Raw genomic sequence first — 16,549 nt, 5'->3', positions numbered from 1 at the left:
TAATGTTTAATTATTACATGTATTATCAAAAAAACGAGCGCCCGAAATATTTGTCGGCATTCTCCCTTGTTATTTTTAGCTTGGGCGGCATGCTATTTAATTTACCCGCCTGTGCTGAAGACCCTGAACATGTTGAGTTCAGTGATTCTTTCCTCCGTTTTTCTGTTGATGCCAGCCGCTATAGTGAGGGCAATCCCGTTGCTCCAGGTGAGCGTAGTATTGATATCTATTTGAATGAGCAATGGATCGGGCGTCAGGCGATACGCTTTGAGTTGCCGTCGCCAGAATCTAAAGTGGCTCTTCCGTGTTTTGACTTAAAGTTGTTTGATGAACTCGGAATTGATACCACTAAGCTCACGCCTGATGTACTGAAACAACTGGAAACTGCCAGTGTTTGCTCGTCATTGAGTACTCTGCTGGACGGTGGGAATGCCATTTTTGATGAGAATACCCAGCGGTTGGATATTCAGATCCCACAGGCTTCCTTAATCCGTCAGGCGCGTGGCTATGTTAATCCCAAATATTGGGATGACGGTGTGACGGCGGCAACGCTGAAATATGATTACACCGGTTATCGCAGTAATCAGAGTGATGCCAGCAGCCAGACTTATCAATATCTCGGGCTGCTAGGCGGATTCAACTGGCAAAGTTGGCGTTTATACTATCGTAGCGCATTAAATCGAAGTGACAGTCAGGGATTTGATTATCAAAATCTGGCCACTTACGCGGAGCGTGCGGTGCCATCCTTATACAGCAAAATGACGATTGGTGACTCCAATACTGATGGTCAGGTATTCGACAGTCTCAGCTATCGTGGCATTGAATTAAGCTCGGATGATCGTATGTTCGCTGACTCTCAGCGTGGTTATGCACCCGTAGTGCGCGGCATCGCCCGTACTAACGCCCGTGTCGTGGTGCGTCAACAAGGCCAATCTATTTATGAAACCACGGTGCCACCGGGGCCTTTTACCATCGACGATCTCTACCCTACAGGTCAGGGCGGCAATCTGATTGTCACTATTACTGAAGCTGATGGTAGCGAGCAGTCGTTTACCGTGCCATTTGCATCAATTGCCGAGCTATTGCGGCCGGGAACCACGCGCTATTCTTTAATGGCCGGTGAGTATCGTGATAATTCAATGGCGGAAAAACCGGCTCTCTTGATGGGAACCTTGCGCCATGGCTTATCCAATTTAATCACCGGTAACGGTGGAGTGGTTGCAGCCGAAGGGTATCTATCGGCCTCTGCCGGGCTGGCGTTTAATACTCCCGTAGGCGCGGTGGCATTTAGTTTGACACAAGCACAAACCAGGTTACCCGGTGAGAGTGATCAGAACGGTCAGAGTATGGGCATTACCTATGCGAACTCATTACCGGAAACCAATACCAGCCTGACCATCGCCAGTTACCACTATTCCAGTGACGGTTTTTATACGCCGTCAGAAGCGATGCGCATGCGTGACTATTTGCAACATGGCGAAGTTAATAACACTATTTTCAATTCAAGCCTGCCAGATGGTAATACTCGCTACGATGACAGTTTTAAGTATCGTCGCCGCAATCAGGCGCAAATCAGTATTACTCAAGGTTTGCCAGAGGGTTATGGTTCGTTTTATGCCAATGCGAATGCGCAGGATTATTGGGGCGGGCAGCGTCGCGATATGAATTTCCAACTCGGTTATAATAATAGTTATAAGTCACTGAGTTATAACCTAGCTCTTAATCGGCTGCGCAATATGTCCAGTGGGGATTGGGATAATCAACTGAGCGTCTCTTTCTCCATTCCGTTGGGCAGCAAACGGGGTTCACCGCGGTTGAGTACCAGTTACACCAACACTCGTGACAGCAGTTCAGTTCAAACCGGGGTTTCAGGTTCTGCTGGCGACGATAATCAATTTAACTATGGTGTTTCAGCGGCGAATAACCGTACTGACGTGAACGGTAACTACAACACTGTAGGCGTGACGGGCAGTTGGCTGGCGCCTAAAACGACTATTGGTGGCAGTTATTCGAAAAGTAATGATTACGAGCAGGCCAGTGTCAATATGTCTGGTGGCATCGTCGCCTACGGTGGTGGTGTGGTTTTTGCCTCCTATCTGGGCGATACGGTAGGGATTGTTGAGGCCCCGGATGCTGCCGGAGCCCGTGTGGCCAACTATTCGGGGATGCGTCTCGATAGCAGTGGCCGGGCGGTGGTGCCTTACTTAAGCCCTTACCGACAAAATGATGTAGAACTGGATCCAAAAGGCTTATCGTCGGATGTGGAATTTAAAACTACCAGTCAACGGGTTGCCCCTACTGCCGGTGCGGTGGCACTGGTGAAGTTTGAGACCTCTAGTGGCTATTCGATGTTATTGACCGGACATCGGGCGGATAACACACCACTGCCGTTTGGTGCCGAGGTGAAAGATGCCACTGGTGCCAGTGTGGGCTATATCGCTCAGGGCGGGCAAGCCATGGTGCGGGTGAACCAGCAAGATGGACATCTGCGCGTGATATGGGGTGAGGGCGTTGGTGATAGTTGCGGCTTTGATTATAAATTACCCAGCAGCACATTGGTTAAGGGTGAATTCCGGCAGTTAGAGGTGATATGCAAATGAGTTCTTATCGGAATATAGCGCAATATTACATGGACAGGTTCTGTGGTGCAGCCAGTGATTCGATAGCGCGCGGCTGCCGTCAACTAAAACAACTTTTACTGTGGTTACTGGTGATGAGTAGTTTAGCGATCAGCCATAATGCTAATGCATTGGGCTCTGCCATGGATTGTGACTATAGCGGTACTTACTATATTTATGGCCCGACAACCACACTGCGAGTTCCGCCCAACACCGCGGTTGGTTCGCCGATTGGTTCATGGATAAGCTTCCCCGCAGGGGGCTGGGTGTGCAAGATATTATCCACCTCAATGAATGACAGTATTAAGGCTGGGGCAGGGCTGTTCTCGCCGTACAGCATCGACCGGACAATCAACATTGATGGCAATAGTCACAGTGTATTTTCTTATACCGGTAAAGCTGGCTTAGGCTATGCACTGCGTTTTCGCGTGACCGGCGCAGGTTTCAGCAGCGACTGGAAGCCGATGAATGGCTTTAGCGCGGCAAATATAGTTTATTCCTCACCGCTGTTAGGCCCTATTCCTTACAACAATGGGGCTAATTTTAACTTGAACGTAGAACTACAAATCAAGTTTGTTAAGATTGCCACGACATTAACCAGTGGATGGGCTGCCGCTTTTGACCCTGCTTATGCCTATAACTATCGCACCTATAACAATGGCGCCAGTAGTTATCTTGAATCAACCCGCTACCGATTATTTGATTTTGCGCCAAATTCCCTGAATATCCAGTTAATGACACAGACCTGCACCACACCGGATGTGATTGTCAATTTACCGGATGTCGCCAGCAATAAATTTACTGGGATTGGCAATATTGAAGGGTTAAGATCATTTAATCTCAATTTTAATAACTGCCCTGGTGGATTGGCGGGTATTAATTATACGTTTGGCGCGGCAACTAATGTGCTGAATGCGGCAAATGGTGTGGTAGCGTTGAATAGCGGATCTACTGCCAGAGGCGTGGGGGTATTATTGCGTAGCCAGACAAATACACCTATCGTGTTGAATACCGAATACACCTTGAGCGGCTATAATTCAGCGAGCACGCAGAGCTACACCGTGCCGATGAACGCCGGGCTTTATCAAACTGAAAGCACCGTGCAAAGTGGTTCCGTCAACGGCGCATTTACTTTTACGTTGATCTATAAATGAAAACGCTATCGTACTGGCTCATGCTGTATATCCGCAGGTTCACGCATCGGTATCACGTGTTTGCGGCGGTGACCCTTGCCTCCTTCTTGCTCAGTACCACAGCGCTGGCGGGTATTGCTATTGGTCTGACCCGAGTGGTGGTTACTGGAGATGATAAATCAGGCAGCGTGCAGATCCTCAATAAGGGCAATCGCCCAGCTTTACTGCAACTGTGGGTTGATAACAATATTGCTGAAATGGATAAATCAATTGAGCAGATAAAGGTACCGTTTGTTGTTGATACTCCAGTGTTCCGCCTTGATCCCCAAACCAATAAATCTGTTCGCATTTACTATACCGGTACTGCCGGTCAACTGCCGTCTGATCGCGAATCGATGTTTTGGCTGAATGTATTAGAAGTGCCACCGAAAACCGCTTCACCGCAGGCTGCCGACAATGAAGTGCAAATTGCCTTCCGTTCGCGCATCAAACTGTTCTATCGCCCGGCGGGTATTCCTGCCAGTTCAGAGGGGGTGCTTAACCAACTCTCTTTCAGATGGGTTCCAGAGGGCAGTGGCGGGGTTTTTCGTGTCACCAATCCGACGCCATTTAATGTGACATTCCAGACTGTGGAGATTGCGCAAAGTAAAAGTGCCGCGAGAACCCCGGTTAAGTTGGGGAATGACGATATGGTCGCGCCGAAAAGTAGCATCGATGGTGGGCTAGTCGGTAATCAAATTCCGGCTAAGAATATGACGGTATTCTTCTCAATTATTGATGATTTTGGCTCGACAGTGGAAGGTCAACAGCCACTACAATAACCCGCGTTGTTACTCCTTACTGCTGCGGCGAGACTAACGATAGCCCGCAAACAGGCAAACAACGTGGTCATAAGAAAAATCCTACAAATCAAACGGATACAATTCATTCCTGCTTTGCTTTTCCTATTGGTCTCTCCGGCCACAAGTGATACCTTTCTATTATCACGATGATAAACAGGCGTTTCGCACAGAATTTCAGCAGCGATTTATCATTTTGCAACAACTTGTCACAAGGAAAATGCCGTGACTCAAGGAAACCGTATCGCGCAGGAACTGGCGTTTAGCACCAGTGATAATGTTCCGTTATTCTACCGTTGTTGGGTTGGCCTGTTCGGTACAAGATGCTGATGAGTTTGTCCGTTTCGCCGCCGTTAACTGACCTGTTCTTAGCGCGTTAAATCCTGAAAAAGCAGGCGGTGTCGCCTGCTTTTTTTGGCGTAAAATTTAGATAGTGGGTTCCTGATTACCTAACTGTGTGACCACCAGTTCCACCTGTTGTTGCTGCAACAGTGCGGCCAGTTGTGACGGGGGGGAAACATTGGTAAACAGCGCTGTAGCTTTGGCAACATTACCAATTTCGACGGCGGCGGAGGCGTGGAACTTGGTATGATCGGCTGCCAATAAGATGTGGCGGGAGTGTGCCATCATCGCTTTCACCACTGTCGCCTCATTAACATCAAACTCCAGCAGGCTGCCGTCGCTATCAATTGCCCCCATGCTGGTAATCAGATAGTCGGCGCGGAAACCTTCAACGAAAGAGACCGCACTGGGGCCAATAATGCCACCATTGTTTGGTCGTAGCGTACCGCCTGGCACCATCACTTCAAAATCGGTATTTTTATATAAAATGTGTGCCACCCTCAGGCTATTAGTAATAATCCGCAGGTGGCTGTGATTTATCAATGCGCGGGCGATATGTTCAACAGTGGTACCAATAGTGATAAACACCGTTGAACGATCGGGAATGTAATCAGCAATCGCCTCAGCAATGGCCATTTTCTCTTTAGTATATGAAAGCTCTCGCTGTTCAAACGCGGTATTCACGACGCTAGACGCTCGCCCGGCCCCACCGTGATGACGGGTAATCAGCCCTTGTTCGCTAAGCTTACGGATATCGCGACGCACGGTTTGAGTCGAAACATCCAGCAATTGTGCCAATTCATCAATATTCATATAGCCACGACTGGCGATCAGTTGAATCAGTTGATCGTGGCGCGGGTTACCGGTTAGTTCGGTCAGACTCATGCTTTGCTCTCTCTCATTCATCATACTATTGTTTATTTTATACAAAATGCGTCAGGAAAGAGTCAGTTTGATCACAATCAGGTATTCCGGCCCGCCCACCGGGGCGGGTACATTTTAATGCCGCCACGGCATTAGCATAGCGCACTGCCGCAGTAATTGTGTGTTGTCGGCCCAGCGTTACCGCTAATGCACCATGAAAAACATCCCCCGCACCGGTAGTATCGACCACGGCTACCTCAAATCCCGCTTGATGTTGCTGTTCGCCGTTCTCCAGCCAATAACAACCTTTTTTACCTCGGGTGACATACACCTGTCCGTTTGTGTCACTGGCGGCTAATAAGAGCGCAGCGTCAGTGTCATTTTTGCCCGTCATTCGCTGTAAACCCGGCTCGGAGAAGACCGCGTGGTCCGCAAGAGCGACCAACGGGCGGATATCTTGCGGCGTGACATCGGCATCAAGTAGGGTGGTGATACCGGTTTGGCGGGCCAGTGTAAATGCGGTTAGCGCCCCCTGATGCCAACGGACATCCGCCAACACGACATCATAGTGGCTGAAATCTATCCCCGTCAGCCATTGGGCATCTTCTGGCAGGTCAGGACTGGGATGGTTAATGATGATGCGCTCCCCATGACGGTCGACTAAGATCGCCGACTGCGATGAACGGGCATTGGCGTAGCGGCGGCTAAGGGCGGTATTTACCCCATAGTGTTCCAGCTCATCGAGCAGAGTATTGCCCGTGGCATCATCACCTACCCGGCCAATAAAATCGACTTGCGCGCCCAGTCGAGCCGCCGCTACCGCTGCTGTTGCCGCCGGGCCTCCACCAATCTCACGATAATCATCCGCCACATATTTACCGCCGCTATCGGGCAGTTTTGCCAGGTAATAGAGGCGGTCCTGCACCGCAATTCCTACACATGCAATCCGGGTCATGGTTTCAGTTCCTTGGTTAGCCAAAAAAGGGCTGTTGATCACGATGTGACCATTTTAATTCGTTCAAATGTTAAAAGAGTGACGGATGTCAATTTTTTGACCATAAATTACAAATACGATCAAAAACAGACAAAATATTCCAATCAAGTGACTAAAAATGACATCAGGTGACAGGAGAGAATAATGGCACAGGTAGCATTCATCGGGTTAGGGCAAATGGGATCGCCCATGGCGCGTAACCTCATTAAACACGGGCATCAATTACATGTTTTCGATACTAACCCCGGCGCGGTAGCGGCGTTGGCTGCGCTGGGTGCCACGCCATGTGGTAACGCAGGGCAGGCCGCCGAAGGAGCAGAGTTTGTTATCACCATGCTCCCTAACGGAGAACTGGTGCATGACGTGCTGTTCGGCAACGACGGCGTTTGTAGCCGCTTGTCACCAGAAGCACTGGTGATTGATATGTCCACTATCCATCCGTTACAGACTGACCGTTTGGCGCAACAGATGCAGGCCAAAGGGTATGGCTTTATGGATGCGCCGGTGGGGCGTACCTCTGACCATGCACAGGTCGGCACCTTATTGATACTGGCGGGGGGAACGCAAGCGCAGGTTGAGCGGGCAACGCCATTACTGATGGCAATGGGATCTGAACTTATCAATGCGGGCGGGCCGGGGATGGGGATCCGCGTGAAGCTTATCAACAACTACATGAGTATTGCGCTCAATGCGTTGTCGGCGGAGGCCGCCGTACTATGCGAAGCACTGGGACTGTCTTTCGATGTCGCACTGCAAGTGATGAGTGGCACTCCGGCGGGTAAAGGGCATTTCACTACCACGTGGCCAAATAAGGTGCTGAAGGGAGATTTAACGCCAGCGTTCATGATTGATTTAGCACATAAAGATTTAGGTATCGCTCTTGATGTGGCTAACCAATTGCACGTCACCATGCCGATGGGGGCTGCTTCCCGCGAGGTTTACAGTCAGGCCAGAGCCTGCGGGCGCGGGCGCCAGGATTGGAGTGCCATTTTACAACAGGTTCGCAGTCAGTCTGGTCTGCCAACAACCGAATGATTTCCGATTAATTGATGGTTTTTAAAGCGGCTGTTATCAGCACGCAGAGGGAGAGAAAATGTCTTATGTATCCGGTAATACCTTAATTCAACACGCATGGCAGCATGGCTATGCCATCGGCGCTTTTAGTGCCCACAATGCTGAAACAATCCGCGCGATCTTGCTGGCTGCCGAAGAGGAGCAGGCGCCCATCATGCTGCAAATTGGGCAGAAAGTGATTAGCGTCATGGGGTTAAAACCCATGAAAGAGATGGTTGATGCCTTTATGCATGACATTACGGTACCGGTCTGTATCCATCTGGATCACAGCCGTAGTTTTGAGCAGACCATGGCGGCAGTTCAGGCCGGTTTCCAGTCGGTGATGTTCGATGGCTCTCACCTGCCATTCGATGAAAATGTGCGTATTACCCGCGCGGTGGCAGATGTCGCTCATGCCTTGAATATCGGCGTTGAGGGTGAAATTGGTAAAATCGGTGGTACTGAAGATGATATCTCAGTTGACGAAAAAGATGCCCTGATCACCGGTTGCGATGAAGCGCTACAGTTCGCCGAACTGACCACCGTTGATTATCTGGCGGTATCGATTGGTACCGCTCACGGGATGTATAAGCAAGAGCCGAAACTGGCATTTAAGCGCCTGCAAGAAATCCGCGAAATCGTCAAGAAACCTATCGTATTGCATGGCGGCTCTGGGGTGCCGGATGAGCAAATTCGCCGCGCGATTACCTTGGGGGTTGCCAAGGTCAATGTCGATACCGAACTACGTCAGGCCTTTACCCAAGGGGTTAGCGAAGTATTGAATCAATCACCAGAGGAGTATGTCTTGGCGGTTTCGCTGGGCCACGGGCGTGATGTGATGAAACAAAAAGTGATTGAAAAAATCCGCTTGTTTGGCAGCCAGGGGAAAGCCGCTGCTTTTGCTGGCTAATCCTTTCTATCTATCGTACGGCATGGTGTTTTGCACTTGAACGGGCAGGCGACCAAAGCCGTACGAAATACGAGGTTGAGTGTATGACGACAATTCAACGCCAGCAATTTGGCGAGCATCAGGGGCAGGAAGTTTCGCTGTTTACACTAACTAACCGCAATGGTATGCGGCTCTGCGTGACCGACTACGGTTGTATCATCACCCAACTTTGGGCGCCAGACCGCCACGGGCAACTGGAGGATGTGGTGATGGGGTTTGATGATTTGACCTCCTATCAGGCCGGTCATCCGTTCTTTGGTGCCATTGCCGGTCGCTGTGCCAATCGCATTGCGGGTGGGCGCTTTAACATTGACGGGCAAGAGTATCTGCTGGCAACCAATGAACTGCCGACCGGGCAGCATTTGCACGGTGGCCTGCGCGGCTTTGATAAGTATGTCTGGCAGGCGCAGGAAGAGGGCGATGGTCTTATTTTTAGCCGCACGTCGCCCGATGGCGAAGAGGGATATCCGGGGAATTTACAGGTGCGCCACCGTATCGGCCTGACGGATGACAATGTCATGACCTTCAGTTTCGAGGCGCAAACCGATAAGGCAACCATCGTCAATCTGGTGAATCACAGCCATTACAATCTGCGCGGTCACACTCATTTAATTCACGACCAGCAACTGAAAATTGACGCTGACTTTATCACGCCAGTGGATGAAAGCAGCATGCTACCGACCGGCGAGATTGTCCGTGTTGCAGGCACTGCATTTGACTTTCGTAATGCCCGCCGCTTGGGTGATGCGATGCAACAGCGGCCAGCGCAGGATTTTGACATCAACTATGTGCTGAAAAAAAACGATTTATCGCAGAAAAATAGCACCACTCTGCAACCGGCGGCCACGCTGATTTGCCCACATTCAGGTCGGGTGATGGCGGTTCATACCACCCTGCCAGGTATTCAGTTTTATAACGCATTCAAGCTTTCTAACAAGGTATGGAATGGCAAAGCAGGGCATCGCTATCAGGCATTTTCAGGAATATGTCTGGAGACACAGGCCTTCCCTGACAGCATTCATCATGGGCACTTCCCCGATGTCATTCTGCGACCAAATCAAAATTATTCTAGCTACACCGAACACCGTTTCAGTGTTGTCGCTTGAGCTGCGCCAACCGATAAGTCATTAAATTCACTGGAAGCAATATGATGAATAAAAAAGCAAAAGTGGGCGTGTTGGCCTTGGGCCGTAGTACTTTTGATGTGCCGTATGCGCAGGAAATGCTGGCGCAGGCGTGGAATACCCTGAGAGCAATGGATATCGAGTTGATTGGGGAACCGGCATTACAGTTTGATGCCGAGTCTGCGTTACAAGCGTTGCCCGCGCTGAAGCAGGCCAATCTTGATTTACTGCTAATTTTACAGGTGACGTTTACCGATGCTTCGCTGACCTGTGAAGTGGTGCGTGACTTCCCGGTCCCAACAGCTATGTGGTCCTTCCCGGAGGCTCGTACCGGTGGTCGTTTACGGCTCAACTCCTTCTGCGGGGTTAATTTGGCCTGCCATGCATTGAGCCGCGAAAATATCAAGGTCCAGACTGTTCACGGCCTGCCGGATGATGCCCATGTGGTCAGCGAGCTACAACAATTGGCGCAGGCTGCCGCGATCGTCAATCGCTTTAAGTGCGCCAAAGTGATGGTAATAGGCGAACATCCACTGGGGTTCGATGCTTGTAACTACAACCAACAACAACTAACACAACACTTTGGTGTCAGCGTTGATCGCCAACCCGTGTTGGAATTTATCGATGAAGTAAAAGCGCTACCGGACAGTGCCGCCGATGCACCCTATCAGCGCCGCGCTAAAGATTTCCCGAATTTGGCGGAAATGGACCAAAGTGCGACCTGTAAAACGCTGAAAGTCTACTCAGCGTTGCGTGAGAAAGCGCAACAGCAGGGTTACTCCGGTATTGCGGTGCGCTGCTGGCCAGACTTTTTTACCGATTATGGGTGCGCTGCCTGTGGCGCATTGGCGCTGATGAATGAAGACCTCGTTCCATGTGGCTGCGAGGCTGACATGTTCGGTGTGCTCTCGTCATTAATGGCGCAGTGGGCCTCTGGTAGTGCCGCGTTCAATACCGACTTGGTCGATATCGACCCGGTGAGCAACAGTGTGGTGTTCTGGCATTGTGGTCAGGCACCGATTGAAATGGCTGATCGCGACGGGCCGGTGCAAGCCACCATCCACTCCAACCGCAAGTTACCCCTGCTATCCGAGTTTGCCCTTAAACCAGGCCGCATCACCCTATGCCGTATTACGCAGGGTGAAGGCAAGTTGCGTCTGATGCTGGCAGGCGGCGAGATGATCAAAGCTCCGCTGGCATTCTCTGGCACTGCCGGGACGGCAAAACTGGATATCGATGCTGATAGCTATCGTCAACGGCTACTGGATGCCGGAATGGAACATCATACCTCGCTGGTCTATGGCGAGCATCGCCCGCTGCTGCGCAAGGTGGCTCGTTTACTCAACCTTGAGGTGATTGAGCTGACCTGATAGGGCAACCATTCTGATAATAGGGGTTCTGATGAATGTTAAGAACCCTAACTAAATCAACAGTATTTATACTTTTTGGGGATTTTTATTATGACTTATCAAGCGGACAACCTGCCGGGAGTGGTATTGGTTGAGCACGATGGCGGTTTCACTCTTTCATTCCAACAACGTTTGTTACTGCAACACAGCGCACAAACGCCGTGCCTGTGGATTGGCCGGGGTAAAGCGGACATCGATATGTTCCGTGGCAATTTCAGTATCAAAGATTGCTTGAGTGAAAAACTGGCATTGACCGATGCGGTTATCATCCCACAACAGCAGGGGTGGGAGATTCAATTTAGCCGGGGAGAGGTAGCCCAAGCCACATTACATATTACCTACGACGCGGCCGGGCGGTTGGAGATGTCCCTGCGCAATGGTGATAAAGAGAATAACCGAATGTGGCTACGGCTCGCCGCGCAATCGGAGGACCATATCTACGGCTGTGGTGAACAGTTCTCCTATTTCGATCTCCGTGGCAAGCCATTCCCACTGTGGACCAGCGAGCAGGGGGTGGGGCGCAATAAGCAAAGTTATGTTACCTGGCAGGCCGACTGTAAAGAGAACGCGGGCGGTGACTATTACTGGACCTTCTTCCCGCAGCCCACTTTTGTTAGCAGCCAAAAATACTACTGTCACGTTGATAACAGTTGCTATATGAATTTCGATTTTTCAGCCCCTGACTATCACGAACTGGCGATTTGGCAAGACGTAGCGGTGCTACGGTTTGACTGTGCTGACAGTTATATCGGTCTGTTGGAGCAATTGACCGCATTATTGGGCCGCCAGCCTGAGTTACCGGATTGGGTATATGACGGCGTGATCCTGGGGATTCAGGGCGGGACCGAGGTGTGCCAGCAAAAGCTGGAGGTGATGCGTGAGCATGGGGTGAAAGTCAGCGGGATTTGGGCGCAGGACTGGGAAGGTCGCCGCATAACCTCTTTTGGTAAACGCCTGATGTGGAACTGGCGCTGGGACAGCGACCTCTATCCTGAGCTGGATAAACGGATTGTGCAATGGAAGAAAGAAGGTGTGCGCTTCCTCGGCTATATCAATCCCTATGTGGCGATTGAAAAAAAGCTGTATGCCGAAGCGGCAGAGAAGGGCTATCTGACCAAAGACTACAGCGGCAATGACTACCAGGTGGAGTTTGGTGAGTTCTATGCCGGGGTGGTTGATCTGACCAAACCGGCGGCCTACGACTGGTATAAGGAAGTGATTAAAAAGAATCTGATCGCGTTTGGCCTTGATGGCTGGATGGCCGACTTTGGCGAATACTTGCCGACCGACACCGTGATGGACAATGGTGTCGATGCTGAAATCATGCATAACGCCTGGCCCGCGCTGTGGGCCAAATGTAACTACGACGCCCTGGCCGAAACCGGCAAATTAGGCGAAATATTGTTCTTTATGCGGGCCGGTTATACCGGTAGCCAAAAATACTCGGTGATGATGTGGGCTGGTGACCAGAACGTGGATTGGAGTCTGGATGATGGGTTGGCATCTGTTATACCTGCGGCGTTATCACTGGCAATGACCGGTCATGGTTTGCATCACAGCGATATTGGTGGTTACACCACGTTATTTGAGATGAAACGCAGTAAAGAGTTGTTGATGCGCTGGTGTGAATTCTGCGCCTTTACCCCACTGATGCGTACTCATGAAGGTAACCGCCCGGATGATAACTGGCAGTTTGATAGCGATGTCGAGACTATCCGTCAGTTTGCCCGGATGACCCAAGTCTTTACCACGCTGAAGCCGTATATCAAACAAGCCGTGGCGCTTAACTCACAATCTGGCTTGCCGGTAATGCGCCCACTGTTCCTGCATTACGAGAATGATGCTCACACCTATGGCCTGAAATACCAGTATCTGTTTGGCCGTGATCTGTTAGTTGCACCGGTATATGAAGAGGGGCGCACCGATTGGTCACTCTATTTGCCATCAGACAACTGGATCAATCTGTGGACCGGTGAATCACACTGTGGCGGGGCTGATGTAACTGTCGCGGCACCAATGGGACAACCGCCGGTGTTCTACCGGGCGGGCAGTGAATGGGCTGAATTGTTTGCATCATTACGGGCGTTATAACACAGGCAGAGGCCCGCGGGTGGCTGGCCTCTCAGGAGAGTGACATGAGTGAAATACATCAAGATCCAGTAAAATTGACACTGCCGCTGCGCGAGAAATTCTCCTACGGGATTGGCGATGTGGGTTCAAACCTACTGTTGTGTGTGGGTACATTGTACTTGCTTAAGTTTTATACGGATGTGTTGGAAATCCCCGCCGCTTGGGGAGGATTAATCTTTCTAATCTCGCGTTTCTTTACTGCATTCACCGATATTGGTACCGGTGTCATGCTGGATAACCGCCGCAATATCGGGCCAAAGGGTAAGTTCCGCCCCTTTATCCTCTATGCATCGATGCCGGTGGCCTTGCTGGTGGTGGCTAACTTTATTGGTACCTCATTTAGTATTACCGGTAAAACCATCACGGCCACGTTGATCTTTATGAGCTTTGGCCTGTTCTTTAGCATGATGAACTGCTCATACGGTGCAATGGTTCCCGCCATGACCAAAAACCCACAAGAGCGAGCTCAGCTTGCCGCATGGCGTCAGGGGGGGGCAACCGTCGGACTACTATTGTGTACCGTCGGTTTTGTGCCCATCTTGTCGCTATTTGAAGGGCAGGCGCAGACCGGTTATCTGGTGGCTGCATCCATCTTCGCTTTTGTCGGCATGCTGTGCATGTGGTGGTGTTATTCCGGCGTTAAAGAACGTTATGTCGAACTGCCAAAGCCGGGAGCAGCCAAACCTGGTCTGTTGCAATCATTCAAAGCCATTACTGGCAATAAGCCGTTGTTTGTCCTCTGTATTGCTAATCTGTGCACCTTGGCTGGTTTCAATATAAAACTAGCGATTCAGATCTATTACACCCAATACGTACTCAACGATGTCACGTTACTGTCATATATGGGGTTCTTCAGTATGGGGTGCATCTTACTGGGGGTGCTGCTGGTACCGACGGTGGTGAAACGCTTTGGTAAGAAAAACGTCTATTTGGGTGGGCTGAGCTTGTGGATCTTGGGGGATGCCATGAACTACATGTGGGGCAGCACCTCGACTTTATTTGTTCTGTTCTCTTGCCTGGCTTTCTTCGGCACGGCTTTTGTGAACAGCCTGAACTGGGCGCTGGTTTCTGACACGGTGGAATATGGTGAGTGGAAAACCGGCGTGCGCTCAGAGGGGACGGTATACACCGGTTTCACCTTCTTCCGTAAGATTTCCCAAGGGTTAGCAGGCTTCTTCCCCGGTGTCATGCTGGCGTATATCGGCTATGTGCCTAACGTGGCACAGGGAGAAAGAACTCTGGAGGGGCTAACGCAGCTTATCTTCTTGTACCCATGCGGGTTGGCGATACTTACCGCACTGACTATGGGGTTGTTCTACCATCTGACCGAGAAAAATTACATCAAGATTGTCACCGAGCTGGAAGAGCGCAAACGCGATGTCAGTCCGGCAATCTAGCCTTGATCTGTTTAATCAGATGAATTAACACCACCAAAACCCTACAACCCGCTTATGGCAGGATCCGGTGCGAGTGAGATTTAACCGGAGGTAAGCGGGTTAAAAAATAAAAAGGACCTGTCAGATGCCGAATTCAACTTACCAGGATCCCGTAACACTTCGATTACCGCTGCGGGAAAAAATAGCTTATGGAATGGGCGATTTTGGTTCTAACCTGATGCTGTGCATCGGGACACTTTATTTACTGAAGTTTTATACCGATATTCTGGGGCTCCCGGCTATTTACGGTGGCGTGATTTTTTTGATTGCCAAGTTCTTTACCGCCTTTACCGATATGTTTACCGGCGTACTATTAGATTCTCGCCGTCACATTGGTGTGAAAGGGAAGTTCCGGCCATTTATTCTGTATGCCTCATTACCTGTGGCATTGCTGGCTGTCGCGAACTTTCTCAATACCGGTTTTAGTCTAAATATCAAAACGGTATTGGCAACAGTGCTGTTTATGTTATTCGGTTTATTCTACAGTTTGATGAATTGCTCTTATGGTGCGATGGTCCCGGCAATGACCAAAAACCCAAATGAGCGCGCGCACCTGGCAGCCTGGCGACAGGGTGGGGCGACGGTAGGGCTATTACTGTGCACGGTAGCTTTTATGCCAATTCAACTGCTGTTTACGTCCTCACCTGAGATAGGCTATCTGGTTGCAGCGCTAATATTTGTCACGTTCGGCCTGGTCTGCATGTGGTGGTGTTATTCCGGTGTCAAAGAACGCTATGTGGAACCGGTATCGGTACACCATAAACCGGGTATTTTTAAATCATTTTGCGCCATCTTTAAGAACCCGCCGCTATTAGTGTTATGTATTGCCAATTTGTGCACGTTGGCAGCATTCAATATCAAACTGGCGATTCAGGTTTATTACACTCAGTACGTATTGCAGGATATTCATTTACTGTCCTATATGGGCTTTTTCAGTATGGGCTGTATTTTGATTGGTGTATTGCTGGTCCCCACGGCGGTGAAGTATTTCGGCAAGAAAACCGTCTACCTTAGTGGCTTAATGTTATGGGGCATGGGGGATGTACTGAATTATATCTGGGGCACCAGTTCGGTCAGCTTTGTTGCATTCTCCTGTATGGCCTTTTTCGGTACTGCATTTGTCAACAGCCTGAACTGGGCATTAGTCTCCGATACGGTGGATTATGGTGAATGGAAAACAGGGATTCGCGCAGAAGGGTCGGTGTATACCGGCTATACCTTCTCACGAAAAATTTCTGCCGCACTGGCTGGATTTCTGCCCGGTATCATGCTCACTCAGATTGGTTATATTCCCAATGTTGCCCAATCGACATCAGTATTGGAGGGGTTGCGCCAATTGATTTTTATTTACCCTTGCACTCTGGCAATGATTGCAGCCATAACCATGGGGCTATTTTATAAGCTCAATGAGCAGCGCTTTGTTAAAATTATTGCTGAATTGAATTTACGTAAAATGGCTACGTCGGGGTGATTTCTATTTTTAGTGGTAATAAGAAATGCTATTAAATATAGAGTGATGTGACGTTAAAAACTGGCATGTTGTTATTTTGATTGTGTTATTCCTCTACCGGTTATTTATGGCAGAGGAATAGCCATGATAACTATTTGTCATTTTTCATGATGTAAGAAAAATAATAAACCTTCATTTATTGTTATCA

12 protein-coding genes and 1 pseudogene are annotated in these 16,549 nt (G+C 49.9%); 11 read left to right on the top strand and 2 right to left on the bottom strand.

Features of this window, described 5'->3' with window-relative positions:
- Positions 1-2: 2 nt before the first annotated feature.
- From A6J66_007865 to A6J66_007850, 4 genes and pseudogenes are all read left to right on the top strand, one after another.
- Positions 3-2,600 (top strand): fimbrial biogenesis outer membrane usher protein, encoded by a 2,598-nt coding sequence (locus A6J66_007865; protein PNM24121.1) that lies wholly within the window; start codon positions 3-5, stop codon positions 2,598-2,600.
- Positions 2,601-2,713: 113 nt separating this feature from the next.
- Positions 2,714-3,772 (top strand): type 1 fimbrial protein, encoded by a 1,059-nt coding sequence (locus A6J66_007860; protein PNM26930.1) that lies wholly within the window; start codon positions 2,714-2,716, stop codon positions 3,770-3,772.
- On the top strand, positions 3,769-4,572 hold the full coding sequence (locus tag A6J66_007855; GenBank protein PNM24120.1) for a molecular chaperone: 804 nt from the start codon (positions 3,769-3,771) through the stop codon (positions 4,570-4,572). The genes A6J66_007860 and A6J66_007855 overlap by 4 nt, the downstream gene beginning before the upstream one ends.
- A 151-nt stretch (positions 4,573-4,723) precedes the next feature.
- Positions 4,724-4,819, top strand: a pseudogene (locus A6J66_007850) (1-acyl-sn-glycerol-3-phosphate acyltransferase).
- Positions 4,820-5,016: 197 nt separating this feature from the next.
- Here A6J66_007850 and A6J66_007845 read toward each other — a convergent pair.
- Both A6J66_007845 and A6J66_007840 read right to left on the bottom strand, forming a co-directional pair.
- The gene (locus A6J66_007845; protein PNM24119.1) at positions 5,017-5,817 is read right to left on the bottom strand and encodes a DeoR/GlpR transcriptional regulator; all 801 of its coding nucleotides are present in this window, start codon (positions 5,815-5,817) and stop codon (positions 5,017-5,019) included.
- 37 nt (positions 5,818-5,854) lie between these two features.
- Complete coding sequence (locus tag A6J66_007840; protein PNM24118.1) at positions 5,855-6,751, bottom strand: sugar kinase; 897 nt, start codon at positions 6,749-6,751, stop codon at positions 5,855-5,857.
- A gap of 183 nt (positions 6,752-6,934) precedes the next feature.
- On the opposite strand from A6J66_007840, the gene A6J66_007835 reads away from it, so the two are divergent.
- The 7 genes from A6J66_007835 (at position 6,935) to A6J66_007805 (ending at position 16,362) form a co-directional block, all read left to right on the top strand.
- Positions 6,935-7,825, top strand: coding sequence for a sulfolactaldehyde 3-reductase (locus tag A6J66_007835; GenBank protein PNM24117.1), 891 nt, complete (start codon positions 6,935-6,937; stop codon positions 7,823-7,825).
- 58 nt (positions 7,826-7,883) lie between these two features.
- Positions 7,884-8,753, top strand: a complete 870-nt coding sequence (gene kbaY, locus A6J66_007830; GenBank protein ID PNM24116.1) for a ketose-bisphosphate aldolase — start codon at positions 7,884-7,886, stop codon at positions 8,751-8,753.
- Positions 8,754-8,836: 83 nt separating this feature from the next.
- The gene (locus A6J66_007825; protein PNM24115.1) at positions 8,837-9,898 is read left to right on the top strand and encodes a galactose mutarotase; all 1,062 of its coding nucleotides are present in this window, start codon (positions 8,837-8,839) and stop codon (positions 9,896-9,898) included.
- Between the two features lie 44 nt (positions 9,899-9,942).
- A complete protein-coding gene (locus A6J66_007820) occupies positions 9,943-11,286 on the top strand; it encodes a fucose isomerase (protein ID PNM26929.1) in 1,344 nt (447 codons plus the stop codon).
- Positions 11,287-11,376: 90 nt separating this feature from the next.
- On the top strand, positions 11,377-13,416 hold the full coding sequence (locus A6J66_007815; GenBank protein ID PNM24114.1) for an alpha-glucosidase: 2,040 nt from the start codon (positions 11,377-11,379) through the stop codon (positions 13,414-13,416).
- Positions 13,417-13,460: 44 nt separating this feature from the next.
- A complete protein-coding gene (locus A6J66_007810) occupies positions 13,461-14,852 on the top strand; it encodes an MFS transporter (GenBank protein ID PNM24113.1) in 1,392 nt (463 codons plus the stop codon).
- A gap of 124 nt (positions 14,853-14,976) precedes the next feature.
- On the top strand, positions 14,977-16,362 hold the full coding sequence (locus A6J66_007805; GenBank protein ID PNM24112.1) for an MFS transporter: 1,386 nt from the start codon (positions 14,977-14,979) through the stop codon (positions 16,360-16,362).
- Positions 16,363-16,549: the final 187 nt, after the last annotated feature.

The organism is Yersinia enterocolitica, from assembly GCA_002082245.2.
GTDB lineage: Bacteria > Pseudomonadota > Gammaproteobacteria > Enterobacterales > Enterobacteriaceae > Yersinia > Yersinia enterocolitica_E.
The sequence above is the reverse complement of the archived record's forward strand: the minus strand, read 5'-3'. Positions and strand labels throughout refer to the sequence as shown.

Bases quoted from the DNA above. Each gene is read 5' to 3' on its own strand.
- kbaY (PNM24116.1), top strand. From the start codon at position 7,884: ATGTCTTATGTATCCGGTAATACCTTAATTCAACACGCATGGCAGCAT.
- A6J66_007815 (PNM24114.1), top strand. From the start codon at position 11,377: ATGACTTATCAAGCGGACAACCTGCCGGGAGTGGTATTGGTTGAGCAC.
- A6J66_007805 (PNM24112.1), top strand. From the start codon at position 14,977: ATGCCGAATTCAACTTACCAGGATCCCGTAACACTTCGATTACCGCTG.
- A6J66_007825 (PNM24115.1), top strand. From the start codon at position 8,837: ATGACGACAATTCAACGCCAGCAATTTGGCGAGCATCAGGGGCAGGAA.
- A6J66_007845 (PNM24119.1), bottom strand. From the start codon at position 5,817: ATGAGTCTGACCGAACTAACCGGTAACCCGCGCCACGATCAACTGATT.
- A6J66_007820 (PNM26929.1), top strand. From the start codon at position 9,943: ATGAATAAAAAAGCAAAAGTGGGCGTGTTGGCCTTGGGCCGTAGTACT.
- A6J66_007810 (PNM24113.1), top strand. From the start codon at position 13,461: ATGAGTGAAATACATCAAGATCCAGTAAAATTGACACTGCCGCTGCGC.
- A6J66_007865 (PNM24121.1), top strand. From the start codon at position 3: ATGTTTAATTATTACATGTATTATCAAAAAAACGAGCGCCCGAAATAT.
- A6J66_007835 (PNM24117.1), top strand. From the start codon at position 6,935: ATGGCACAGGTAGCATTCATCGGGTTAGGGCAAATGGGATCGCCCATG.
- A6J66_007855 (PNM24120.1), top strand. From the start codon at position 3,769: ATGAAAACGCTATCGTACTGGCTCATGCTGTATATCCGCAGGTTCACG.
- A6J66_007860 (PNM26930.1), top strand. From the start codon at position 2,714: ATGAGTAGTTTAGCGATCAGCCATAATGCTAATGCATTGGGCTCTGCC.
- A6J66_007840 (PNM24118.1), bottom strand. From the start codon at position 6,751: ATGACCCGGATTGCATGTGTAGGAATTGCGGTGCAGGACCGCCTCTAT.